Origin of the sequence: Flavobacterium turcicum (assembly GCF_011365745.1) — a bacterium.
Taxonomy (GTDB): Bacteria; Bacteroidota; Bacteroidia; order Flavobacteriales; family Flavobacteriaceae; genus Flavobacterium; species Flavobacterium turcicum.
On record NZ_JAAOBY010000003.1, the window covers coordinates 61,186 to 84,967 of the forward strand.

Sequence of the window (23,782 nt, forward strand, 5' to 3'; positions counted from 1 at the left end):
TTTGAAATGGAAATAAAAACGGGCAGAACGCAAAAAGAGATTTCTTAACCCTCAAGATTTTATTTCTATTCGTATTTGATACTTGCATAACCTACCCAGTGTTTTTGAGTAGCTATAGCCGTAGTTCCCATACTTAAATCTTCTACTTTTATAAGTTCATGATCAATGCTTGATGCATAATTTAAAAAAGTTCCTTTTAGTGGTTTGTTGGATAATGCCAGATTTAATTTAATGGCAAAACTCACTCCAAATGGCACTGAATATCTACCACACCAAACCCATTTATATTCTTTGTAATCTGTATTTTTGACGGTGTATTCGGTAAAGTTTTTTACTTTTTCTGTACTAATTTCGTTTATTAAACACTTCTCGATAATCTCCATATCCAAAGCCCTAGCTTTTTTGGTGCCTTCATCATCAACTCCAAAAGGGGCTAAATCGCCACTCCATTCTTCATTGCCATAATGTACGGCATCGTTCGAAACGACAACTGCTACGTCCTTTCCATACTTAAGATGCTTTTCTTTTAAAATTTTTGATACAACATCAGAAAGTGCGTTGCTAATATTGTCAATTGTTTCGTAATTGATGTATGGCACCAGTATCGGAATAATTTGTAGGTTCTTGTTTTTGCGATGTAAAAAAGGAACTATAGCTTCTAATGAATGTTCTAACTCTTGCATATCGTTATGAACCAGGTAGGAAGATTTTGGAAGTTTCGCCATGATTTCCGCATTTAAATCAGACACTTTTAAATCACCATAAGGCGATTGCCAATGTGTAAAATCTCCAAAGATGATTTTGTCTTGAAGGGTAAAGTTGCGAGCGCGATGTGCAACACCAATTAAAATAATTGTGTTGGCATTAATTCCTTTAAGCGATTCGTAATACAACCGCCCGGCGTATTTATAATCGTCATGCGGACTTATAGCTGCTTTCCATTTCATCTTATTTTTAGAATCCTTAATACCTAAACGGTTATAAATAGAATCTAATTGCCAACTGTATTTTGTAAAACCAATCGTATCATGAACAGGCCTAACTCTCTTTTCTAGTGCTAATACTGCTGCTGGATTTTTGACATTTTTTTTACTCGTACAACTAAAACAACACAAACAAATCAAAATAAATAGTAATCGCATATCAAATTTTATTTTAAGCAATTTACGTTAAAAAATGTGATTTGAAAATGGTTGCAATTTTTAGATCTTTTTTGAAGCTATTGTTTAGTTTAAGATTTGAAGAATGATACTTTGTGACTTTCTCACAAATTACTAAATTGTTAGTAGTGTTTTTGAATACGGTTGTGTAAACAGCTTGCAAATCCGGGCTATCGGACCTTAGTTTTCGTAGAGTTTTTATTCTTTGTCGGTACGAGTTATACGATTAAGTTAACGCCGGCAGTAGTTGGAATGTGCTAAAATTTACCGATTTAGCTTCTCAAGAATATCATTTGCGCGTTCATGATTCAGCCAATCAACAATTCTGATATTATGGCTGCCTTTTTGTATCGTAATGGAGTAGTTTGAATTTGAAAATAGAAAATTCATGCGAATAAAATATCTTGTCTTCTCTATGTCAAAATTTACTATGCTAATTTTTCCTATTTCAGATTTAAGATATTCTTTTGGCTTGTCGAAAAGTTTATTTTTATTCGTGACCTTTATTTTTTCAGGAGAAATCTCTAAAATCACCTTACCGAAAGTATTCCATAACCAAATGTAAAGGAAGAGGATAAAGAATCCAAGGAACGGAATTAAAGCAAATATATAATTCATAATAGATAGTAAATACGTATTGCTTGCCGATAAAATTGGTAATAGAAGAAACATTATTACGATTAAAATTAATAGTATAGGAGGGAATACTATGGCAATAATCCAATTCGGTTTATTTTTTATTATGATAATTTCGGGCATTTTGGTTTATTCGTTTTTTTGTTTTAATTGTTTTTATAACTACAAAAATAATTCGAAAGTTTAACCTCTTAATTAAGGCGGATGTACTTGTTTTACATAAAAAAAACGACTTTAAAAAAAGTCGTTTTAACTATTCCTCGAAGGAGAAAAATTAAAAATTTGTTTCGCTCTCTAGTTGGATGTCTTTAATGTCGTTTGGATTCATTTTGTAGCGATACACGCCTTTATCTCCAACAGCAAATAAGGTATTGTCTCGAATTATTACGTCAAAACAATTTTTGTCAATAGCATGAACCAAAATAGGTTCTACCGGATTTTCGATGTTGAAAATTTTTATTACATCGTCGCAAACCAATAGGTATTTTGCAGTATAAAATCCAATTCCTTTCGGTTGCATAAGGTTTCTACTGTGAACTAACTTCGGGTTTCTAAGGTCCTTAGTGTCGTAAACTTGCAAAACGTTTGTATTATTCCCACAAGTAGCGTTTGAATTCAATGTTACAAAGGAATGTGTGCTATTGGCAATAACAGGGTCGCAAGCGGTAAAGTGTTGTACACTTGATAATTTGGTTGGGTTTTCAGGATTGCTAATCGAATAAATAAACATTCCGTTTCTAGAACCAATAAATAAGTTGTCTCCATAAGCGAACAGCGTTTCGATGTCAAAGCCAATAGGAATATCATTCACTTTAACTGGTTTTTCGCCATTAATTAGCGAAAAGACATTTAATTTCATGTGGTCTACGCTGTAAAGATAGTTGTCTTTTAGAGCAAAAACAGCGAGTGAGCCGCCTTGTCCGTTACTATCGTTTGATGCGCTATCACTGTCAGCGCAACTGATTGAAAGTGCTAAAAGGAAAATGAATATAATTTTTTTCATGATTATTTTTTTAAATTCCAGTCAATTATAATTTCATCGTCTTTTGTGTAGCCAAATATACCGTTTGGTGCTTGCTTTTGCGGAAACACATTTTTGTTGCGGTTGGTGACCTTAAAAATTCTTGTGGTGGGATCGAAGGTAGCTGTGACCAAATCTACAGCTTGATTGATGTACATGGTATTGCCTTTAATAGCTAAATCAGTAGCTCCTGGCGCCTTTATAAAATAGAGTCGTTCAGGTTTGCTTGGATTTGCATAATCGTATACATGAAACCCTTTGTTGACATCGTTAATAAACATTAAATCTCCTTTAATGTATATTTTTCCTGATTTAACAATGGGCTGAGCGTTTTGAAAAGCGATAGAGGTTTCGAGGGCGCTACGAGTGATTATTACTGGTTGGTATTCTTGTCTCGGAAATTCATTAGGTTCATTTGGAGGCCAACACGATACCAGCAAAATTGAAACCAGTAGGAGAAGTACTGTTTTTTTCATAGGGAAATATTTATATAAAGATAACTAATTTAACTTTTGGTTGCGTTACATTTAGGTTAAATTTAGATACGCAATAAGCTAATAATCAAAAATCTATTTGTTTAATTCAAAGAGGTTTTCTAACAAATCGATTTTTTCGTTCTCTGGCCAAAGCTTTGTGTAAACAAGTAAGTTCAAAATTTCGGTTTTACTGGCGCCAAACAGAAAAATAGTATCTAATTTCTCGGTGTATTTATAGTTGGTGTAGCATATACTTGCATTGTTTTTTATTTACTAGACCATAATTTTTGTTCTTTGTAGTTGTTATTTTGGGTTGTTTTTAGTGAAGATTTCCTTCACACCTCCTTTAGTGACCACAATTGAATTGTATTTGCCATTTTTGTCGCTTAAAAATTCTACTGTTCTGTCATTGTCATCTGATCTAAAAAATTTTGTTTTTGATTCAGGGATGAGTTCTAATTCCATACTGTTATAATAGAGTTTGGTACTCACCTTTATGATTTCAATTGTACCAAATTGCCCTGTGTAGTGCTTATAATTAGATGGGTTTGCCTTTATTTTTTTGTGTTTGTAGGGTAGTGAAACCTCTTTTTGAAAAACGATAGCCGAAAGTCCGTAGGCAATGATATGTGAAAGAGATTCATTATTGGAAAGCACAGTGACCAAAACGCGGTCTTTTGTAAACCGATTGAAGGATGTCATAGCTCCAAAAAAGCCTCCGTCATGCGCAATCAGTTCATGGCCTTGATTGTAAAATGGATTGATTACAAAACCATATCCCCAATTTTGTGCACTATAAGGTGTGAACATAAGTTGTTTCATTTTTTCGGATAAAAGGGTTGTGCCATAGAGCGCTTTGTCCCAAAAAGCCAAATCTTCAACCGTTGCATACACCCCATCATGTCCATAGTTGATGTCCCAATTGATATATGGGTTACTAACGTAGCGGTCCTTTTCTTTAATGTAGTTTTTAGCTCTTTTAGGAATTAATGCATCATTAGTAATCACACCCGAGTTGTACATGCCAGCTTTTTTAAATATATGTTTTTGAAGATAGGTGCTGTACTTTTCACCAGAAACAGCTTCTATAATTTTAGCTAACAAATAATAGCCAATATTACTGTAGGCTGTGTTTGTGCCGGGTTCAAATTCATAGGGCATTTTTTTAATTTCGTTGTAGGCTGAATCAGCAGATAGGGTACTTGTTGCAATATTTTTGAAACCCATGGCTAATCCAGACGAATGAGACAACAGCATGTGTATGGAAACCTGATCTGCTTTAGGATAGTCAGGAATATAACGACTTAACCGATCATCAAGAGATAATTTTCCTTCCTGTACTAATTGAAGGATGGCCGCCGCTGTAAATTGTTTAGTAACCGATGCCAATTGAAATTTAGTATCAATCGTATTTTTAATTTTTTGTTCGTAATCAGCAAATCCATAGGCTTTTTTGAAGAGTACAGTATCGTTTTTTGATACTAAAACAGTACCGCTAAACTGGTTAATGTCAGACTGTGCTTGCATGTATTTTTCAATAGCTGTAGCTGTATTTTCTTGACAAAAAAGAATCGTTGGCAAAATTGTGAATAGGAGCACTGTGATACTTACACTAGTTTGATTTTTATTTTTCATGATCCGCTTTACAATTGGTAAGTACTTTATTTAAGAGTTGGTCCAAAAGAATAATTTCATTTTCAGACAATCCGGCTAGAGCATCTATTCTGTTTTTTTGTATGGTAGGAGTGAGTAAAGCAATGGTTTCAATTCCTTTTTCAGTAATTTCAAGATTGAATTTACGTCTGTCCGTCTCATGAATTTTCCGACTGATATAGTCCTTTTTTACCATCAAATCAATAATTCTTGTTATCGAAGCATTGTCTTTGAAAATCATTTCTGCTACCTCTTTTTGCGAATACTGAGGGTTTTTGTGAAGAATAATGAGCACCAAACATTGGTCAACGGTGATATCATGTACAATGGAGCTTATATTTTTTTGAGCCATTTTTCGGTATTCTTTGATAGTCTGTTCTAAGGTATAAAGTACCGTGCCCGTGGGATTTGTGTTAGTCATCTGTTTGCTATTTGATGTAAATATAATTGATATATCAAATAAATTAATATTTTTTTTGATTTATTTTTTAGAATCTTAAAGGTGTTCCTGCCCTTACGTTTATGGGTTGCATTGTTTCACTAGTTCAAAAACGGCTAGATTTTCTAGTAATATTTCGCGGCGATGTAGATTTTAAAAGTTTAAACCAGATAATTATAAGCTAAAATTAAAACGAAAAAAAATAAAAGCAGTAAAGCAGCCAAAAGCATCACGAACGTACTAAACCGAATATTGGAAAGCCAATTTTTGGTTTTGAAAAGCAGTAAACTGATAGCTATAAGTACAACCGAAGCTATGATAAACCAGCAAAATTCGACAGTAGTAATTCCTAATTGAAAAGCCATTTCGCAGAGTGGTATGACAAAAATCCCAGCAACAGACAAAGTAAAATAGGAAAAGCAAAGTATTACTTTTTCAGTACGACTTTGCTTTATTTCGTGAGTATTTGATGATGAAAGTAAGCCGATAATTTCGAATAATTCTGAGATCATATTTGAGATTTAAATTTATGTTATTCGATTAATTTTTCCCAATCATAAGCTGTTAGGTGTTCTACATTTCGGGTTATTTTTTCAATAGGCCAATGCCACCATTGAATTTCTAGTAGTTTTGTGATCACCTCATCCGGAAATCGTTTTTTAATTTCTCGAGCGGGGTTTCCTCCTACAATGGTATAGGGCGGAACATCAGTTATCACGGTAGCATTTGCTGCAATAATAGCGCCATCGCCAATGGTAACACCGGCCATTATCGTGGCGTTGTAACCAATCCAAACATCGTTACCAATGTTGATGTTTCCTTTGTTCGGATAGCTTTTATCTTGCATGGCATGTTCCCAACCGTTACCAAAAATTGCAAACGGATAGGAGCTAAGTGCGTTGGTCAAATGATTAGCGCCATTCATAATAAAAGTGGCACTTGAGGCAATCATGCAAAATCTACCAATAACGAGTTGATCGCCAATAAAATCGAAATGGTATTTTACATTTTTCTCAAAATTAGACACATCTTCGAAGTCGTCATAGTATGTATAATCGCCCACGATGATATTCGGATTTGTGATTGTATTTTTTAAAAAACACAGTCGGTCGTAATTGGCTAGAGGAAAAACACTATCCTTGTCAGGTCCTGTCATTTTTCGGATTTTTAAAATTAGCTTTTATTGAATGCTTTGTTTACATGAACAGCAACACTGATCAAATATACTATTATTTTAAAAATAGAGATCGAGAGAACGTGTTTTGTAAGCTTCTTCTAAATTGTCAAAAAAATAGGGGATCTTTTGGAAGCGGTTTTAGGAACATGTTAAAAATCAACGCAGTTCAGATTCCCTATTTTTTATTTAGACCTTAAGTCAATTTCAAATAAACTTACCGTTGCGTTTTCATAATGTGCAGGAAGTCCTTCGGTATTCTTAAGCTTTAATAAACCTAAAAACTCAAAGCCACATTTTGTGTAGTAAGTAATCAATCCTGAATTATCGCCAACAGTATCCATTCTAATGAATTGTTTTTGATTTTCACTGGCATAAATTTTTGCCCATTCGACAATTTTACCTACAAAATTTTGTCCGCGAAAATCAGGATTGGTTGCTATGCGGTGAATATAAACAGCTGGATCTTCGTTGCGTTCCTCCCAAATTTGTGGATCATCAAAAGTTGTCGCCCACACACAAGCAATTTTACCATCTACAACTATTTTCCATTGTCTGTTTTCTAAAATTTCAGTTTCAATAAGTCGTCTGTCAAATTCTGGCCAATGATGGGTAAATCTCGTCTTCTGAAAATCAGTCGCGATTTTATACATACGGAAAATTTCGTCGGTATCGTTACTGTTGCTATTTTGTATTTGAAAGTTCATTTTCTTTTTATTTTAAAATAAACAGCATATAGTCAATTTCTTTTTTGAAAAGACTATATGCTGTAATTTTTGTTAATTATGCATCAACAAGTATCACTTGACCAGTAATAAATCCATCAACCGAGCGCTCAAACGCTTTACCAACCAATGCACTTGGTACGGGTTGAAATCCGGGCATCATATCGCCATAAACTTCCCAAGCCTCCGCTAAAACTGTTGGATTTACTGAATTTACACGAATACCTCTTGGCATTTCGAAGGCTACACATTTTACAAAGGTATCAATGGCACCACTTGTAGTTGCATCTGCAATAGCAAAAGGAATAGGCTTTAAATTTAGTATACCTGTAATAAGCGTAAAGGAACCTTTATCAGCAATGTATTCCTGACCTATTCTAACAATATTGATTTGCCCCATCATTTTACTCATTACTGTAGTCATCCATTGCGCTTCAGTCATTTCCTCGAAGGTTGCATATTCACATACGCCAACTGTATTCACAACTGCATCAAAGTGACCGACCTCCTTGAATAATTTTCTCAAAGATTCTTCACTGGTAATGTCAACATGGTAGTCGCAACCGTCTTGAGAGCGACCTGCTGTAATCACTTTGTGTTTTCCTAAACCTGTAAGTGCTGCTTTTCCCATTTTCCCATTGGCACCTATTAAAATTACTGTTTTCATATATTTAATTATTTTTAATTTGAAGTGCAAAATTACACTCCTGCCCTACTAAGCACGTAGGACATTTGTCTAATAATTAAATCGATGCTCTTATTCTACTTAAATGTCTTTGAGTAATTCCAAGATAGGACGCTATATAGTGAAGTGGAATTTGTTGGACAAATTGTGGATGGTTATGTATCAAATCTACATATCGTTTTTGGGCATTGGATTTTTGATGATTAAATATCCATTTTTCGAGTTCAACATATTCTTTTTCAGCAATTATTTTTAAAAAATTCAACCATCTATTGTTTGATTCCGCAAGGTTTTCTAATTCTTTTTTTGAAATTGAAATTATTTCAGAATCGGTTAAAGCTTGTAAATTTTCTTCTGATTTATTCTTTGTAATAAATGAAGAATAAGCCACTAATAATGTATTAGGAAAGGTAAAACAATAGGTTATTTCTTCGTCATTATTAGAATAATAAAATGATCGAAAAATACCAAAATTCACGAAGGAAAGCGCGGTACAGATTTCATCTTGTTTAATGAAAAAATCTCCTTTTTTTATCGTAGAAATAGTCGCTAAACTTATAAATTCATTTATTTCACTATCTGTAAATAAATTGAATTGTTTTAAGTATTCCAACAGTTGATTTTTCTTAAACATAGTACTTGTTTTAGGCTTTAATTCTATAATTCGTATTTATATTTTGCTGCTTTGCAAAGTTAGCAATTACAAGTGTAGAGTTTTAAATCCCTTTCAAATCATTGATGATTTAAAAAATATGACATTGATTTACTGGCTGTTTTTCTATAAGATCATTTATACTTAGTTTATCAAAAGACTTTACTTTCTCCATCATTTGGAATAAAAACCTTATCAGAAAGTCCAATTTTTGAAACTTCTACTTTTAATTGTTGTCGTGTCGTCGGGCAATGATTGACGGCTTCTAAATGATTGGCGATAACTTGGTTTGGTGCGTTTTTTACAAACTTCAAAATGTCATCCATTCGCATTAATAAAGGCTGAAAAATATCCAGTTGTGCTGTTCCACAAGCTACAACAGCAACTTCAGGTTTTAGTTCGGTGAGTACTCGGTGTACATCTTGAGTGTAAATGGTATCTGCGCTCAGGTAGATTGATTTTTCGTTTGGTAATTTGATATAAAAGCCCATAACATTCCCCATTGGTTTAGCGACAAATCCGTAACCGTGTACCGCTGGAATTCCTAAAATTGCTCCGTCTAAAAATGGCGTAGACAGCCAATAGTCAACTGTTTGCGTAACGTTCAATCCTCTTTTTATCAATTGTTTTTTATCATTAATACTACAAATAACAGGAATTTGTTTGGAGCGAAGAAAATTTTCAGCCTCCTTGTCTAAATGGTCTGGGTGCAAATGTGTAAGTAAGCAATGGGTTGTTTTTTCAACAATATCCATTGCATTGTTTGGTAAATCCACAATAGGATTTCGTTGAGGTTTAAAACGGAAAAGTGTAAATGTAGGGCCAGCAGTTCCTTTTTTTCCAAGCATTGGGTCAACTAAAATTACTTTGTCTCCCGTTTCTATTACCATGGTGGCATTTCGTAAATGATGTATTTTCATTTTTTTGATGTTTTAAATTGAAAATACAAAGTTGCCACGTACCACAACAATTTCCATTGATTGAAATCAAGAAGTTACATTTTCTTTCTGATTCGGCTCAATGTTTCGGGTGTGATTCCTAAATAAGAAGCAATATGATATTGAGGAATTTGTAACAACCAATCAGGTTTATTTTTCATAATATCGAGATACAACTCTTCTGCAGTATTTACAAAATGGTTGAATTCTTCGGTTTCTTTATTAACAACAATCCTTTGAAAAATAGTTTCAATAAATAGTTTGCCACATTGGTATTGATTGGTAAAAGCCAAGAATTTTTCTTTCGATAAAACTCTCAAATCGACATCAGTTAAACATTCTTGATATTTTTTTGTTGGAGTAGCATGGGTAAAGGAACTGAAATCAGTAATGAAGGTCGGATTGGTATAGAAATTTATATTTTTTTCCTTCTCGTTGCTAGCATAATATTCGCGAATGATGCCTTGATCTAAAAATCGGAGTTCATTTTCGACAGTGTCATTTTGTAAAATGATTTCCCCTTTTTTATATGATTTGATGACAAAAGTATTTACAAATTCCTCTAAACCTTCTTTGTTAAAAGGAAACTCATTGCTGAAAAATAAAGAGAGCTTATCGGTTGTTGTCATTTGTGTTTAAATCATTTTAAGAAACACCCTTGCGGGGTTGGTCGGGATTGGAGCTAAAGTACGCTATTTTGTGGATTTCACACTCGAGCGATAGCGGACGGGCGAGGCAAATTACCCAAATACAAAACCATTCTACCGCCAAGACAAATACCCAAATTCGTTATACTGGCCGTTAAAAGCTGCTTCTTTTATTCGATATTAGTTGCCATAAAATAGTCAGCAATAATATAAGGTTGCTGTAAATTAAAATCGTTTGGACTTACATCTTCATTTCCAAATATTAAAAGTTTTGCATTTGGACGATTTCTGTATCCTTTATTGTACAAATTTATAATATTTTCAACTTTAAACTTGACATTATGTTTTAAGCAAACTTTTTCAAACACTTCTATCAAAGGTTTTGGAATTGATATGGTTACTGAATTGTTTTTTTTATAAAATTGGTTAATGTTATAAATATATTCAGTTAGGTTTAACCAATTACCCGTTAGTTTTTCAAATTCAAAGAACAAATTTCCGATGAATTCTATTGGCTTTTCAGGAAAACCTATTAATTTACATTCATAATCTTCTTCTCTATAATTCCAAAGTAAAGGATGATTTTCTAAAATTTTCAATTTAACGTATGGTAAGAGAACGCTATTCTGGAAATTTCTAATTTCGATTGTCCTATGAGCTATGATTTTCCAATATGTTACTTTTTGTAGATTACTTTCCTTATCGCGGTCTTCGACTGCAAAATTGAATTCAGAAATATTTAAAAATCCAATTTCACTTTTTGTGCTTATTAAGTTGATATTCCCCTCTTGATAAAATTCTTTTTCGTTTGTCAGCTTTATTAATTGTTCAATCATATGTCTTAAGGAAATTAGATTTGATTTTTAAACTTTATTTTATGTGAAATTCTGGATAATTACTCATTTTTTTCCCTGCTAAAAGTGGTAGATACTTAAATGAAGAATTATTTTCGGATTTACCAAGCGAGCGGTAGCGAAGTAAATAAACCAAATACAAAACCATTTTTCCATTAAGCCTAATTCCCGACTATTGCTTATTAGCTGTTGTGAGTCAGCCCATTTACCAAAATTTCCACCACTTGTTTTTTCGTTCAATAGATTTGATTTCATACTGTCTGTAACTTCCACCTTGAACATTTCGATTTTCGAGATTAACTATAAATTCAACCCATTCATCACGGTCATTTATAGGGTCGAATGAAAGACCACTCACAATATTTCCTTCAAGTTTTAAATTTTTAATTCCATCCCAAGATATTCTCTCAGTATGCCATTTTTCACCATTAGGTTCAATGATCGTCAAATCAGTTATATCTTGCAATATAATTTTATTACTCTCGGATTTTATTGCGCCTAAGAATCCAATTCCAAAAACATTTACAGGTTTTGTGGATTCAGGGTTTATCAAATAACCTCTACCTCCGGCAATTACCAAAACTAAATCCTCATTATTGAATTCATAAACAGTATTAAAATTTGTCCAGCCAAGTTTGAAATTCGCATCCCAGCTTTTCCCATCTTTTTTGAAAAACCTCACTACAAATCCTTCAGAATAAAAAGGTTCATTGTCTTCTGAAATTGGAATATACAATTCTCCATAAACCGGTAAGGATTTTAATATTTCGTATCTTTTTTGCACGATGTTTCTTTTTGGGTTGCTCACAACTATTAGCTTTGGATTATTAAAATGTTCAATTAACAACATCGGTGCAGTTAGTAACAAAAATATGACCCCATATCCAAATTTAACTTGATTCATGCCTTATTTATTTCATAGCAATTTATCAAGACCTTTTTAATTCTTTCATTAAATCTTCTAAATAATCGGTTTGTAGTTCTTGAATTTCAAGCAGTTTTTTGTTTTGATGGGCTAATAAATGGTCGATTTTTTCGCTTAAAAGTTTGATTTCTAGCTCGGCTTTTAAGTTGATTTTATAGTCGTGTTCGCTTCGTTGACGGTCTTTTTGTTCTTGTCGGTTTTGGCTCATCATAATAATTGGTGCCTGAATAGCTGCCAAACAAGAAAGTATTAAATTGAGTAAGATAAAAGGGAAGGGGTCAAATGGTTTGCTGGTTAAAAACCAAATATTAATGATCATCCAAATTAATATGAAAGAAAAGAAAGTGATGATAAAGGCCCAACTTCCGCCAAAGGCAGCCACACCGTCAGCTAGTTTTTGACCGAAGGTAAGTTCGGCTTCAATTTCGTCTTGAATGTTTTCCGAAAGAATTGAGTTGTTTTTTATGGCGTTCATTACATCTTGGTCGATAGCTGCAATTTCTCCTTTTTCTTGTTGGATTAACGAGGTCAAATACAAGCGTCGGTATCGATTCAATTCTTCAATAGTTATAGCATCGTTTAAAGTAAAATTCGGGAACTCGGTTTGTATGAGGTTGAAAATCCCTTCTCGGATATCGCGTCCGAGTATTTCTTCTCCCTTTTTGATTTCTAAATTGCTAATCTTGCTGGTTTTCATAGTGTTTTGTATTTAGTTTCCCGACTTTTTTAGGTTGTGGAAAAGAAATTAGTAGTTGATTTGTTGCTCATGTAAATCAATTATTGGTGCTAGGTAAATCTATAACAAAAAAATCAAGTACTAATGAGGTAACGACGCCATTTTCGTCAATTCTCCAGTAAGCAGGATAATAGTCATCTCCATAGTCAGATTGAAACATGGCAATGTTTAAGTTGGTTTATGGCAAGGAATAGTTTATCCAATTTCCTACTGCATTAGGATTGTATTTAGGTTCGGCATTTTTCTTAAGCTCAGTTTCAAAATTAGTGAAATTAGTTTCAACAAGATTATTTTTCTTGTTTTCAAACTGTTTTTGATTTTTCAGACAAGTTTACTACCGAAGTTGCTGTGGGTTGTAGCCCTGACAGCAGCGAAAAGCCTATGCCGGTTGCCAACTACTTTTTATGGTGTCTGGCAGAGCGACCGAAGGAAGCTCCTGAAAGCGCCAATTAAAAGAGTTGGCAACCCAATAGCTTGTAGCGTATGGCAGGAATAGCTCCCGAAAAAATATAGCATAAAAAAACTCCACTACTTGCGCAGTGGAGTTTGATATATTTTGAAATAAAAGGATTAGTTTACTAAAACCCATTGTCCTGAGGCGATTAAGCTTTCGGCTTTTTTGTATTTCATTTCTTGAATTTGTCCGTTGGCCACGTTTTGAATGGTCACGTTATCATTGCGATTGATTTTTGGTTGATCGCGTGTGATGGTTTCTGTTACTTGACGGGTTTGTGTTTGCATTGCCTCTTGATTGGCGGCTTCGCTGCTTACAATTTCGTCTTTTGAAACGGTGTAATCTTCAACTGGCGTTACATCAATAGCCTCTTGAATACGCTGGTTTTCTTGTGCAGGTAAATCACCTTTGAACAAGAACGAGATTACCTCTTTGTTTACATTATCAATCATGGCTCTAAACAAATTGAAAGCTTCTAACTTGTAAATTAGCAACGGATCTTTTTGTTCATGCACGGCCAATTGTACAGATTGTTTCAATTCGTCCATTTTGCGTAAGTGCTTTTTCCAAGCTTCATCAACAATGGCTAGTGTGATGTTTTTCTCGAAGTCAGCTATTAATTGCGAACCTTGAGTTTCGTATGCTTTTTTCAAGTCGGTTACTACATTTAGTGATTTGATACCGTCAGTAAATGGCACTACAATACGCTCGAATTGGTTGTTTTGATCCTCGTAAACGCTTTTAATAATTGGGAAAGCTTCACGTGCGCTGCGAGCTGTTTTCTCAGTATAGTACTCTAAAGTTACTTTATATAATTTGTTAGTTATGTCTGTTTCATTACTTTTTGCAAAGTCACTTTCGCTAATTGGCGACGTGATAGAGAAGTAACGAATTAATTCAAACTCAAAGTTTTTGAAATCGTTTGTTCCTTTGTTTTGGCTTACAATAACTTCGCAGGTATCGTACAACATGTTGGCAATGTCAAGTTTTAAACGCTCACCAAATAGAGCATGGCGACGACGCTTGTAAACTACCTCACGCTGTGCGTTCATCACATCATCGTACTCTAACAAACGTTTACGTACTCCAAAGTTGTTTTCTTCTACTTTTTTCTGAGCACGCTCAATCGATTTGGTCATCATAGAGTGCTGAATTACTTCGCCTTCTTGTAATCCCATGCGGTCCATTACTTTGGCTACTCTTTCAGAACCAAATAAACGCATTAAGTTGTCTTCAAGCGATACGTAAAATTGCGAGCTTCCTGGATCACCTTGACGTCCGGCACGACCACGTAATTGACGGTCAACACGACGAGAGTCATGACGCTCAGTACCTACAATGGCTAAACCTCCTGCAGCTTTAACTTCTGGAGATAATTTGATATCGGTACCACGACCGGCCATATTGGTTGCAATGGTTACAACGCCTGGTTTACCTGCCTCTTCTACAATTTGCGCTTCTTGCTTGTGCATTTTGGCGTTCAATACATTGTGAGTGATGCCACGCATTTTAAGCATTCGGCTTAACAATTCAGAAATTTCAACCGATGTTGTTCCAATAAGAACTGGTCTTCCAGCTTTCGATAATTCGGTTACATCTTCAATAACAGCATTGAATTTTTCACGTGTTGTTTTATAGATGAAATCTTCTTTGTCTTTACGTGCAATTCCTCTGTTGGTAGGAATTTCAACTACATCTAATTTATAGATTTGCCACAATTCCCCAGCTTCAGTAACGGCTGTTCCCGTCATTCCGCCCAGTTTGTTGTACATTCTGAAGTAGTTTTGCAAAGTTACTGTTGCAAATGTTTGAGTAGCAGCCTCGATTTTTACATTTTCTTTGGCTTCGATAGCTTGGTGCAATCCATCAGAGTAACGACGACCGTCCATGATACGACCCGTTTGCTCGTCTACAATCATGATTTTGTTGTCCATGATTACGTACTCTACATCTTTTTCGAATAAGGTGTAAGCTTTCAACAGTTGCGTTAGTGTATGAATTCGCTCGCTTTTTACACCAAAATCTTGGAATAATTTTTCTTTTTCTTCTGCTTCTTGATCTTTATCTAATTTTCTGCTTTCGATAGCTGCAATTTCAGTTCCAATGTCTGGAAGTACGAAAAAGTCAGAGTCCGTATCACCAGAAAGGTATTTGATACCGTTATCAGATAACTCTACTTGATTGTTTTTTTCTTCGATTACAAAATACAATGCTTCATCAATTTTATGCATTTCTCTTTTGTTGTCTTGCATGTATTGATTTTCTGTTTTTTGAAGCAATTGTTTGATTCCTTCTTCGCTCAAGAATTTAATTAAAGCCTTGTTTTTAGGTAATGCTCTGTAAGCTCTTAAAAGTTGGAATCCACCATCTTTGGTATTTCCTTCTTTGATAAGTTTTTTAGCTTCTGCCAAGAAACCGTTAGCCAATTGTCTTTGTAAACTCACCAAGTTTTCGATTTTTGGTTTCATTTCAACAAATTCGTGGCGGTCACCTTGTGGTACAGGACCTGAGATAATTAATGGCGTTCTTGCATCATCAATCAAAACCGAATCCACCTCATCGACAATAGCGTAATTGTGTTTTCTTTGTACCAAATCTTCTGGCGAGTGCGCCATGTTGTCTCTTAGGTAGTCAAAACCAAATTCGTTGTTAGTACCATAAGTAATATCAGCATCGTAGGCTTTTTTACGACCTTCAGAGCTTGGTTGGTAATTATCAATACATTCAACTGACATACCATGGAATTCGAATAAAGGTGCTTTCCATGTGCTGTCACGTTTAGCCAAGTAATCATTCACGGTTACTAAGTGTACACCATTGCCAGTAAGTGCATTTAAGTAAAGAGGTAAGGTTGCTACTAACGTTTTACCTTCACCCGTTTGCATTTCAGCTACTTTTCCTTGGTGCAAAACCATTCCACCAATTAATTGTACATCGTAGTGAATCATGTCCCAAGTAATTTCTTTACCAGCTGCGCTCCATGAGTTGGCCCAAATGGCTTTGTCGCCTTCAAGCGTGATGTAGGTTTTGGTAGCAGAAAGTTCACGATCTTTAGCTGTAGCGGTTACTTCGATATGTGTGTTTTCTTTGAAACGGCTTGCTGTTTCTTTTACCACAGCAAAAGCTTCAGGTAAAATATCCATCAACACTTTTTCAGAGATTTCGTAGGCCTCTTTTTCTAAAGCATCAATACTTACATAAATATCTTCTCTTTTATCGATGTCTTCGATGAGTTCAACATCGGCTTTTAAAGTAGCGATTTTGCTGTCTTTTTCGGCGCGTGCTTGTTTGATTTTTTCTTTAAACTCAGCCGTTTTTGCTCTCAATTCATCATGAGACAATGCTTTAAGGGCAGTTTCGAAGGTTTTTATTTTGGAAAGATACGGTTGTAAGCCTTTGACATCATTTTGAGACTTGTCGCCTACAAAGATCTTGATAATACTGTTGATGAAACTCATGATATGTTTTTATTTCTAAATTGTTTTATTCTATACATTTAAACCAAAAAAAAGCCTCTTTTGAGACTTTTTATTGGTTTACCTTTTAATATTCATCCTCATTCCAAAGATAGTCTTCGTCTGTAGGATAATCTGGCCATATTTCTTCCATTGATTCATATATCTCGCCTTCATCTTCAATAGATTGAAGGTTTTCTACAACCTCTAAAGGAGCTCCTGCTCTAATGGCGTAGTCGATTAATTCGTCTTTGTTCGCAGGCCACGGTGCATCACTTAAATACGATGCTAATTCTAATGTCCAATACATCTGTTGTCGATTTAGTTTTGTGCAAAAATAAATTTTTTACTGAAAAATACAAGTAAAAAACGATTTATTTTTGGTTAAAGTTAAGAACGTTTTTTTTGGTTTAAAGTTTTAGGTTTCAAGTTTTAAGTTTTTGTGCTTAAAACTACGGCTGTAAACTGAATACTACTTTCTTGGAATCCATTTTACTTCTTCCGCTTGTAGGTCATGAGACAACTTTCGTGCCAGCACAAAAAGGTAGTCAGAAAGTCGGTTTAAATACGTGATAGCAATTTCAGGAACAGGTTCATTGTGACTTAAATGCACTGCTAAGCGCTCAGCTCTGCGGCAAACGCACCGAGCGATATGACAATATGACACGGTTGTATGTCCGCCTGGTAAAACAAAGTGGGTCATTGGCGGAAGTGATTCTTCCATTTGATCGATTTCGTTTTCGAGTAATTCAATATCAGTGGGTACAATTCCTAAATTTTGCAAACGCAATTCCCCATTTTTTTTAACCTCCTTTTCAGGTGGAGTAGCCAAAATTGCACCTACTGTAAAAAGGCGGTCTTGCACTTCGATTAAAATAGCTTTGTAGCTGGTGTTTATTTCTTGGTCTCTGATGAGTCCGATGTATGAGTTTAATTCGTCTACTGTTCCGTAGCTTTCAATACGTGCGTGATCTTTGGGAACTCTTGTGCCACCAAATAATGATGTAGTTCCTTTGTCGCCCGTTTTAGTATATACTTTCATGTAAAATGCTATTGATATGTTGAAAAGACAAATTTAGGCTATTAATTTTACTATTGCAGCAACAAACTGACTCAATGCTGTTGGACTTAAGTTAAAATACAAATCGGGTTCAATGCATTCTACTTCCATCAACTGTAACTGGTCGTTAATGATGATGCCGTCAACGCGGGCGTAAAGTAATCGGTCTGGAAAATTTGCTATGATTTTTTGAGCACTTGCAATTAAATCTTCTGATGGGTTTACCAAAGTGTATTTGCCACCAAATAGCGTTTGCACTCTGAAGTCGCCATCAACGGGTTTTTTGTTTACGGCGTGTGAGAATTGTTTATTGAAAAAAATAAATGACGTTTCGCCAATGGTTTGAATCTCTGGGCGAAACTCTTGCAGTAACAGCTCTTTTTGAGTTGCAATATTGGCATATTCTTCGTTGATGCCATTGACATCTTCTGCATCAAAAACCGTTGTTAAGTACGATCCTGCTGAAAAAGCGGGTTTTATTACGGCTTGTTTCCAAGAGGCTGGAAGCAGCGCAGCCAAATCTTGATTAGCAGTGCGATCTATAAACACAGTGGGTAAAATAGTTACTCCTTGTTCCTCCAGATCACGTAGGTAAAACTTATGAATGTTTTGTTTGACCAGCTCAATTGGATTTAGGGTTTTAATACCTAATTGTTCGATGTGATCCAGCCAAGCTCTGAATTCAGATTCTTTTTCGAAATAATCCCAAGTATTGCGGAAGATCAGATAATCAAATGTAGTCCAATCGATTGTTTTATCGCTCCAAATGACAGGCATTGCTAAAATGCCATGATGTGCCAAAGCAGGAATTAACGGTTGGTCTTCGGGATTTAATAGGGGTAGTTTTTCGCAAGTTAGTAGTGCGATTTTCATTGTAATGGATTTTGAATGATAATGCTAAACGTGTTCAGCAGCAGGATTACATAGCCCGGATAGCAGTGGAAATCCTTTTGTAGAACCTTACAGCCTTTAAAAGGCTGTGAGGTTTTAGAAAAGATTGAAGCGTATAGCCGGATTAGCTCCTGAAAAAATTATTTTGAAGTGTCGCTTTCAATTACACCATCCCTAAGTCTGATGACACGGTTGGCGTAGGCGGCAATTTCTTCTTCGTGTGTTACTAAAATTACGGTGTTGCCTTGGGCGTGAATATCGCCAAATAACTTCATGATTTCGACAGATGTTTTACTATCTAAGTTTCCGGTTGGCTCATCGGCAAGGATAATTGAGGGTTTGTTGACCAATGCTCTGGCAATGGCTACACGCTGACGCTGCCCTCCAGAAAGCTGGTTAGGTTGGTGATCCATTCTATTTGATAAATTGACCTGTTCTAATACTTCAGTTGCTCTTTTGTTGCGTTCTGATTTTGAGTAGCCAGCATAAATCATTGGTAAGGCCACATTGTCAAGGGCGGTTGTTCTTGGCAACAAGTTAAAGGTTTGAAAAACGAATCCGATTTCTTTGTTGCGAATTTCGGCTAACTCGTCATCGCGCATTTTACTGACGTCTTTGCCATTAAGTACGTAGCTTCCTGATGTGGGTGTGTCAAGACAGCCTAGTAAATTCATCAAGGTTGATTTTCCTGATCCAGATGGTCCCATTAGGGCTACATATTCTCCTTTGTTAATTTCTAAATCGATTCCTTTAAGTACGTAAACAATTTCATTACCTAGTACAAAGTTTCTTTTAATATCACTTATTTTAATTAACGGGTTTGCCATTGTAGTTGATGATTTAAACCTTAGTCGTAACTTCGGCGGTATTTAAGTTTGCTTTTTTTTAAGTACAAAAACTTTTGATTATTGGGTTAGTAGCTCATTTTGTGATTTGTTACAAATTTATGGCGACGTTTTTGGTTAATGTTTGTCATGATGTAATTTTGGTTGATCGTTGCTCCTGATTTTACAGAATTTAATTAACAATTTATACTTTTTTAATGGTATTGAGTACGATTTTGTAGAATTTTGGGTATATTTTTCATAATTATTTGATTTATATTGAATTGGTTCTAGTGTGTATTACTTTTGATCCATAGTAAAATTATAAAATCACACGATATGAAAAGTTTAAAATTTAGTTTAGGATTACTTGCACTTGCATTGAGTATAACTTCATGTAAGAATGAAAAGCAAGAGCTTGCAGAAAAAAAAATAGAAAGTTACGTTATGTATGTAGATTCACTTGAAAATGTTACAGGTAACGAGGTAGAAAAAAATTGGGATGCTATTGAAACAGCCTACGAAACCAAAAGCGCAAGTATTGACGAATCTATGGAAGATTTAGGTGAAAATGGAGAGGCCAAAGCGCGTATTGAGGCTGCGAGAGCGAAATACGAAACTTTGAAAACTAAAATTGCTGCTCAAAAAGCTGCAGCTCTAGTTGCCATGTCTGCAAGTCCGCAACAAAAAATTAGAAATACACTTTTTGGTGAAGGAAGAGTAGGAGAGGATATGAACTTTAGTTGGGTAAATAAAACAAACATCCTAGCTGTTTACCAACAATTTGTTGACGCAGTTCAAAAAAATAAAGATGGATATTCTCGTGAAGATTGGGACGAAATTAAACTAATGTACGAGGCGTTAGACAGTCGTAAAAACACTGTTGAAAACGAAGGATTGTCAAGTGATGATAACCGTAAAATAGCAGGTTTAAAATTGAAGTTTGCACCTATGTATACCTTGAACAGAATGGGAGCCAAATCTGGTGAAATGCAAAAAGCAAAACAATAAACAACAAAAACGATTTGGTTACTAATGCAAGGTGAAGATGGCAGTCCGCAAGGGCTGTCATTTTTTTATACTCGAATTATAAAATGTTCTTTTGGTTGTTCTCTTCTAAAAAAAACAAATCCCCATTGATAAGTATCGATAGTTACAGATACTCTTGGATGTTGTTGGATTAGCTCCCAAGCTTGCTCCATCCCTTTAGACCAATGGATGTCATCAAAAATCCAAACACTGTCATTGTGTGCTGTAGGTAATAAAAGTTCAAAATATTCTAAGGTCGCTTTTTTAGAATGATTGCCATCAAAATAAATTAAATCGAAGTTTTGTGGTTGTGATTGTTTAAAATAACTGTTGAATTCTGTTGTAACAACTTCAATGTTCTTGAAGTCAAATTCTTGTAATTGTGTACGAGCATAATTCGCTGTTTCTGGACAACCTTCGAGTGAAATTATTTTTGTGATTTCATTCTTTATATTAGCTCCAATATGCATTGCTGAGGTAGCAATTCCGAGAGAAGTTCCCAGTTCTAAAATTGTTTTTGGATTGAAATACTCTACTATTCGAACTAGTAATTTACCTCTTTTTTGACTGATTCCTGCTGTTTTGGCAATCTTGCTAATTACTCGATTGTTGGAAGTAAATACGCGAGATCCAGCACCAAAATCGGTGATGTGTAAAGTGTTTTTATTGTTCAATTGTTGCTGGCGGTACTTTTTAAAAACATCATAGGCAGCACGATTTTTAGTATCGTAAAAACATTTGGTAAGCAAATTAAAAACAAATGGCGAATGCACGGCGTGTTCGTTCTTAGAGTGCCATAAAAAGCGCAGGTAAGCTTGTATTTGAAAAAGCATAATAGTTGTAAACAAAATTGAAATAAAATCAATGCGAAGATACATTGCGAATTTTAGTTGACTCGCATTTTGAATTAATTTTTGACAATTTTAGTCGATTTCGTTTTTGGCTTTTAATTCTTCAAAAATGATTTGATCGACAGCAGAAATATGTTCTCGATCAGAATACTGCAACCATTTAACCTCTTCAATCTCAGAGCTTGCTTGCAGAGTTCCTGAGTAATCCGCCTTGTAGCAGATCATTTGTACCAATATGTTTGAAGCATGACCATGTGCTTGCGCCTTAAAAGTGCCAAAATAATTAATGCTTTGTTGGTTGATTATCACATTTAATTCTTCTTCGATTTCTCGAACCAAGGTTTGCTGATCCGTTTCGTTTCCTTCTCGTTTTCCGCCCGGCAGATAATATTTGTCTTTACCAAAGCTTTTGGTTGAAAGGATGCGGCGATTTTCAATGAAAATCCATGCTATTTTGTCAATAATGGTCATTTGCTTTACTTTTTTTATTCAGTTGTACTAGTTATCTAATTTTAAAAAACCCACAACAAAATTTTGATTTTGTTGTGGGTTTATAAATTTTATGCTTTAGCTTTTTTTACGCTATTTGTATTTACTGCAAACAGAGATTGCAAACAGAGACTAGATTCTAACCCTCAATTTTAGCACTCAATTCAAACCAGCGCTCTTCTTTAAGTTCAATCTTGGTAATTATAGTTTCTAATTCTTTAGCTTTCTTTTCAATATCAGCATCAGCTACTTTTCCGTCTGCAAAAAGTTGTTCAATTTTGGCTTTTTCTACCTCTAAATCTTTGATTTCACGTTCTATTTTCTGGAATTCTTTTTGCTCATTGAACGTTAAATTTCCAGTAGGATTGTTTTGTTTCCAATCTTTCTTCTCTGCTTTGTTTTCCTCTTTTTGAGCGACATCGGCACTGTCTTCATAAGCTCTGAAATCAGAATAGTTACCCGGAAAATCTTCTACCACACCGTCACCTCTAAAAATGAACAAGTGATCTACAATTTTATCCATGAAATACCTATCGTGCGAAACTACCAAAAGACAACCCGGATAATCAAGTAAGAAACTTTCTAAAACGTTTAGTGTTACAATATCCAAGTCATTCGTCGGCTCATCAAGAATCAAGAAGTTTGGATTTTGAATCAAAACAGTACACAAATACAAGCGTTTCAATTCGCCACCACTCAATCGGTCTACAAAATCATATTGTTTTTTCGCATCAAATAAAAATCGTTCCAATAATTGCGATGCCGAAATCAACTTTCCTTTCATCAACGGAATAAATTCGCCGTATTCCTTGATCACATCAATTACACGCTGACCCGGTTTAGGATTGATTCCGCTTTGTGTGTAATACCCAACTTTAATGGTTTCGCCAACTACCACTTTTCCAGAATCTAGTGGCAAAGTTCCTGTCAAAAGATTTAAGAAAGTCGATTTACCAGTTCCGTTTTTACCAATAATTCCAATGCGTTCGCCACGCTGAAAATCAAAACTAAAATTATCCATGATGACATGGTCCTTGAATTTTTTTGAAATTTTGTGAAGCTCAATAATTTTGCTTCCCATGCGCTCCATGTTAATTTCAAGCTCCACTTTGTTCTCGCGGCGTCTGCTTTGTGCTTTTTCCTTGATCACATAAAAATCATCTTGTCTAGATTTTGATTTGGTGGTTCGCGCTTTCGGCTGACGGCGCATCCACTCTAATTCCTTTACAAATAGATTTTGGGCTTTATCTACACTAGAGTTTTCAGAGGCAATACGTTCTTCTTTTTTCTCTAAATAATAGGAGTAGTTACCTTTGTATTGGTATAATTTTCCGTTGTCTAATTCTATGATTTCATTACACACACGCTCTAAGAAAAAACGGTCGTGTGTAACCATGAAAAGGGTAATATTTTCTTTTGCAAAATAGCTTTCTAACCATTCAATCATTTCTAAATCTAAGTGATTCGTAGGTTCATCCAGAATTAGCAAATCAGGACGGTTGATCAAAATGATGGCTAGTGATAAACGCTTTTTTTGTCCACCCGAAAGGTTTTTTACTTTCAATTTGAAATTTTCTAACTTCAATTTGAATAAAATCTGCTTGTATTGAGTTTCAAAATCCCAAGCATTGTGCTGGTCCATGCCGTCAAAAGCTTTTTGGTAAGCCTCTTCGTCTTCTGGATTTTCTAGTGCTTTTTCGTAAGCTTCAATTACTTTCAAGGTCTCGTTATCCGATGCAAAAATGCTCTCTTCAATGGTCAATTCATCTTGTAGATTGTTGTTTTGCGACAAAAAAGCCATTTTGATTCCTTTACGAAGCACTACTTGACCCGTATCTGATTCTTCCAAACCATTTAGAATACTCATAATTGTGGTTTTTCCCGAACCGTTTTTGGCTATAAAAGCAATTTTTTGATCTTTATTGATCCCGAACGAAATGTCTTTAAACAAGGTGCGTTCTCCAAAGGATTTTGATATGTTTTCTACTGAAAGGTAATTCACGAGTCT

The 23,782-nt window shown here is 34.9% G+C and carries 25 protein-coding genes; 1 reads left to right on the forward strand and 24 read right to left on the reverse strand.

Annotation, left to right across the window (positions count from 1 at the left end):
* Positions 1-65 precede the first annotated feature (65 nt).
* The 21 genes from amrB to G9Q29_RS07145 form a co-directional block, all read right to left on the reverse strand.
* Positions 66-1,142: an AmmeMemoRadiSam system protein B gene (amrB, locus tag G9Q29_RS07045; protein ID WP_166134849.1), complete on the reverse strand. Its 1,077-nt coding sequence runs from the start codon at positions 1,140-1,142 to the stop codon at positions 66-68.
* A 282-nt stretch (positions 1,143-1,424) separates the two neighbouring features.
* Complete coding sequence (locus tag G9Q29_RS07050) at positions 1,425-1,919, reverse strand: hypothetical protein (RefSeq protein WP_166134852.1); 495 nt, start codon at positions 1,917-1,919, stop codon at positions 1,425-1,427.
* Between the two features lie 151 nt (positions 1,920-2,070).
* A complete protein-coding gene (locus tag G9Q29_RS07055; protein ID WP_166134855.1) occupies positions 2,071-2,799 on the reverse strand; it encodes an LVIVD repeat-containing protein in 729 nt (242 codons plus the stop codon).
* 2 nt (positions 2,800-2,801) lie between these two features.
* Positions 2,802-3,293 (reverse strand): hypothetical protein, encoded by a 492-nt coding sequence (locus G9Q29_RS07060; RefSeq protein ID WP_166134858.1) that lies wholly within the window; start codon positions 3,291-3,293, stop codon positions 2,802-2,804.
* Between the two features lie 303 nt (positions 3,294-3,596).
* Positions 3,597-4,928: a serine hydrolase domain-containing protein gene (locus G9Q29_RS07065; RefSeq protein WP_166134861.1), complete on the reverse strand. Its 1,332-nt coding sequence runs from the start codon at positions 4,926-4,928 to the stop codon at positions 3,597-3,599.
* Entirely contained in the window at positions 4,918-5,367 is a 450-nt protein-coding gene (locus tag G9Q29_RS07070) for a MarR family winged helix-turn-helix transcriptional regulator (RefSeq protein WP_166134864.1), read from the reverse strand. Before G9Q29_RS07070 ends, G9Q29_RS07065 begins: the two co-directional genes overlap by 11 nt.
* Before the next feature lie 550 nt (positions 5,368-5,917).
* On the reverse strand, positions 5,918-6,541 hold the full coding sequence (locus tag G9Q29_RS07075) for a CatB-related O-acetyltransferase (RefSeq protein WP_166134867.1): 624 nt from the start codon (positions 6,539-6,541) through the stop codon (positions 5,918-5,920).
* 203 nt (positions 6,542-6,744) lie between these two features.
* On the reverse strand, positions 6,745-7,266 hold the full coding sequence (locus G9Q29_RS07080; RefSeq protein ID WP_166134869.1) for a GNAT family N-acetyltransferase: 522 nt from the start codon (positions 7,264-7,266) through the stop codon (positions 6,745-6,747).
* A 76-nt stretch (positions 7,267-7,342) separates the two neighbouring features.
* The gene (locus G9Q29_RS07085) at positions 7,343-7,951 is read right to left on the reverse strand and encodes a short chain dehydrogenase (RefSeq protein WP_166134872.1); all 609 of its coding nucleotides are present in this window, start codon (positions 7,949-7,951) and stop codon (positions 7,343-7,345) included.
* Between the two features lie 76 nt (positions 7,952-8,027).
* Positions 8,028-8,603: a Crp/Fnr family transcriptional regulator gene (locus tag G9Q29_RS07090; RefSeq protein ID WP_225872907.1), complete on the reverse strand. Its 576-nt coding sequence runs from the start codon at positions 8,601-8,603 to the stop codon at positions 8,028-8,030.
* A 170-nt stretch (positions 8,604-8,773) separates the two neighbouring features.
* Positions 8,774-9,541, reverse strand: coding sequence for an MBL fold metallo-hydrolase (locus G9Q29_RS07095; protein WP_166134875.1), 768 nt, complete (start codon positions 9,539-9,541; stop codon positions 8,774-8,776).
* Positions 9,542-9,615: 74 nt separating this feature from the next.
* Positions 9,616-10,188, reverse strand: coding sequence for a Crp/Fnr family transcriptional regulator (locus G9Q29_RS07100; protein WP_166134878.1), 573 nt, complete (start codon positions 10,186-10,188; stop codon positions 9,616-9,618).
* 188 nt (positions 10,189-10,376) lie between these two features.
* Positions 10,377-11,042, reverse strand: a complete 666-nt coding sequence (locus G9Q29_RS07105; protein ID WP_166134881.1) for a hypothetical protein — start codon at positions 11,040-11,042, stop codon at positions 10,377-10,379.
* 223 nt (positions 11,043-11,265) lie between these two features.
* Positions 11,266-11,964: a hypothetical protein gene (locus G9Q29_RS07110; RefSeq protein ID WP_166134884.1), complete on the reverse strand. Its 699-nt coding sequence runs from the start codon at positions 11,962-11,964 to the stop codon at positions 11,266-11,268.
* Positions 11,965-11,989: 25 nt separating this feature from the next.
* Positions 11,990-12,682, reverse strand: a complete 693-nt coding sequence (locus G9Q29_RS07115; protein WP_166134888.1) for a DUF1003 domain-containing protein — start codon at positions 12,680-12,682, stop codon at positions 11,990-11,992.
* 76 nt (positions 12,683-12,758) lie between these two features.
* A complete protein-coding gene (locus G9Q29_RS07120; protein WP_317164734.1) occupies positions 12,759-12,887 on the reverse strand; it encodes a DUF4241 domain-containing protein in 129 nt (42 codons plus the stop codon).
* A 404-nt stretch (positions 12,888-13,291) separates the two neighbouring features.
* The gene (gene secA / locus G9Q29_RS07125) at positions 13,292-16,633 is read right to left on the reverse strand and encodes a preprotein translocase subunit SecA (protein WP_166134894.1); all 3,342 of its coding nucleotides are present in this window, start codon (positions 16,631-16,633) and stop codon (positions 13,292-13,294) included.
* An 85-nt stretch (positions 16,634-16,718) separates the two neighbouring features.
* Positions 16,719-16,940: a DUF2795 domain-containing protein gene (locus tag G9Q29_RS07130; protein WP_007138072.1), complete on the reverse strand. Its 222-nt coding sequence runs from the start codon at positions 16,938-16,940 to the stop codon at positions 16,719-16,721.
* Positions 16,941-17,102: 162 nt separating this feature from the next.
* The gene (locus G9Q29_RS07135; protein ID WP_166134897.1) at positions 17,103-17,672 is read right to left on the reverse strand and encodes a cob(I)yrinic acid a,c-diamide adenosyltransferase; all 570 of its coding nucleotides are present in this window, start codon (positions 17,670-17,672) and stop codon (positions 17,103-17,105) included.
* Between the two features lie 33 nt (positions 17,673-17,705).
* Complete coding sequence (locus G9Q29_RS07140; protein ID WP_166134902.1) at positions 17,706-18,563, reverse strand: ATP-grasp domain-containing protein; 858 nt, start codon at positions 18,561-18,563, stop codon at positions 17,706-17,708.
* A 158-nt stretch (positions 18,564-18,721) separates the two neighbouring features.
* Positions 18,722-19,408: an ABC transporter ATP-binding protein gene (locus tag G9Q29_RS07145; protein ID WP_166134907.1), complete on the reverse strand. Its 687-nt coding sequence runs from the start codon at positions 19,406-19,408 to the stop codon at positions 18,722-18,724.
* A 336-nt stretch (positions 19,409-19,744) separates the two neighbouring features.
* On the opposite strand from G9Q29_RS07145, the gene G9Q29_RS07150 reads away from it, so the two are divergent.
* On the forward strand, positions 19,745-20,416 hold the full coding sequence (locus G9Q29_RS07150) for a DUF6565 domain-containing protein (protein ID WP_166134910.1): 672 nt from the start codon (positions 19,745-19,747) through the stop codon (positions 20,414-20,416).
* 65 nt (positions 20,417-20,481) lie between these two features.
* Here G9Q29_RS07150 and G9Q29_RS07155 read toward each other — a convergent pair whose 3' ends face one another.
* From G9Q29_RS07155 to G9Q29_RS07165, 3 genes are all read right to left on the reverse strand, one after another.
* Entirely contained in the window at positions 20,482-21,267 is a 786-nt protein-coding gene (locus tag G9Q29_RS07155; RefSeq protein WP_166134913.1) for an O-methyltransferase, read from the reverse strand.
* A gap of 90 nt (positions 21,268-21,357) precedes the next feature.
* A complete protein-coding gene (locus tag G9Q29_RS07160) occupies positions 21,358-21,756 on the reverse strand; it encodes an NUDIX hydrolase (RefSeq protein WP_166134916.1) in 399 nt (132 codons plus the stop codon).
* A 157-nt stretch (positions 21,757-21,913) separates the two neighbouring features.
* The gene (locus tag G9Q29_RS07165) at positions 21,914-23,776 is read right to left on the reverse strand and encodes an ABC-F family ATP-binding cassette domain-containing protein (RefSeq protein WP_166134919.1); all 1,863 of its coding nucleotides are present in this window, start codon (positions 23,774-23,776) and stop codon (positions 21,914-21,916) included.
* Positions 23,777-23,782 lie beyond the last annotated feature (6 nt).

Coding starts and splice junctions, on each gene's coding strand:
- amrB (WP_166134849.1), bottom strand. CDS start 1,142: ATGCGATTACTATTTATTTTGATTTGTTTGTGTTGTTTTAGTTGTACG.
- G9Q29_RS07050 (WP_166134852.1), bottom strand. CDS start 1,919: ATGCCCGAAATTATCATAATAAAAAATAAACCGAATTGGATTATTGCC.
- G9Q29_RS07055 (WP_166134855.1), bottom strand. CDS start 2,799: ATGAAAAAAATTATATTCATTTTCCTTTTAGCACTTTCAATCAGTTGC.
- G9Q29_RS07060 (WP_166134858.1), bottom strand. CDS start 3,293: ATGAAAAAAACAGTACTTCTCCTACTGGTTTCAATTTTGCTGGTATCG.
- G9Q29_RS07065 (WP_166134861.1), bottom strand. CDS start 4,928: ATGAAAAATAAAAATCAAACTAGTGTAAGTATCACAGTGCTCCTATTC.
- G9Q29_RS07070 (WP_166134864.1), bottom strand. CDS start 5,367: ATGACTAACACAAATCCCACGGGCACGGTACTTTATACCTTAGAACAG.
- G9Q29_RS07075 (WP_166134867.1), bottom strand. CDS start 6,541: ATGACAGGACCTGACAAGGATAGTGTTTTTCCTCTAGCCAATTACGAC.
- G9Q29_RS07080 (WP_166134869.1), bottom strand. CDS start 7,266: ATGAACTTTCAAATACAAAATAGCAACAGTAACGATACCGACGAAATT.
- G9Q29_RS07085 (WP_166134872.1), bottom strand. CDS start 7,951: ATGAAAACAGTAATTTTAATAGGTGCCAATGGGAAAATGGGAAAAGCA.
- G9Q29_RS07090 (WP_225872907.1), bottom strand. CDS start 8,603: ATGTTTAAGAAAAATCAACTGTTGGAATACTTAAAACAATTCAATTTA.
- G9Q29_RS07095 (WP_166134875.1), bottom strand. CDS start 9,541: ATGAAAATACATCATTTACGAAATGCCACCATGGTAATAGAAACGGGA.
- G9Q29_RS07100 (WP_166134878.1), bottom strand. CDS start 10,188: ATGACAACAACCGATAAGCTCTCTTTATTTTTCAGCAATGAGTTTCCT.
- G9Q29_RS07105 (WP_166134881.1), bottom strand. CDS start 11,042: ATGATTGAACAATTAATAAAGCTGACAAACGAAAAAGAATTTTATCAA.
- G9Q29_RS07110 (WP_166134884.1), bottom strand. CDS start 11,964: ATGAATCAAGTTAAATTTGGATATGGGGTCATATTTTTGTTACTAACT.
- G9Q29_RS07115 (WP_166134888.1), bottom strand. CDS start 12,682: ATGAAAACCAGCAAGATTAGCAATTTAGAAATCAAAAAGGGAGAAGAA.
- secA (WP_166134894.1), bottom strand. CDS start 16,633: ATGAGTTTCATCAACAGTATTATCAAGATCTTTGTAGGCGACAAGTCT.
- G9Q29_RS07130 (WP_007138072.1), bottom strand. CDS start 16,940: ATGTATTGGACATTAGAATTAGCATCGTATTTAAGTGATGCACCGTGG.
- G9Q29_RS07135 (WP_166134897.1), bottom strand. CDS start 17,672: ATGAAAGTATATACTAAAACGGGCGACAAAGGAACTACATCATTATTT.
- G9Q29_RS07140 (WP_166134902.1), bottom strand. CDS start 18,563: ATGAAAATCGCACTACTAACTTGCGAAAAACTACCCCTATTAAATCCC.
- G9Q29_RS07145 (WP_166134907.1), bottom strand. CDS start 19,408: ATGGCAAACCCGTTAATTAAAATAAGTGATATTAAAAGAAACTTTGTA.
- G9Q29_RS07150 (WP_166134910.1), top strand. CDS start 19,745: ATGAAAAGTTTAAAATTTAGTTTAGGATTACTTGCACTTGCATTGAGT.
- G9Q29_RS07155 (WP_166134913.1), bottom strand. CDS start 21,267: ATGCTTTTTCAAATACAAGCTTACCTGCGCTTTTTATGGCACTCTAAG.
- G9Q29_RS07160 (WP_166134916.1), bottom strand. CDS start 21,756: ATGACCATTATTGACAAAATAGCATGGATTTTCATTGAAAATCGCCGC.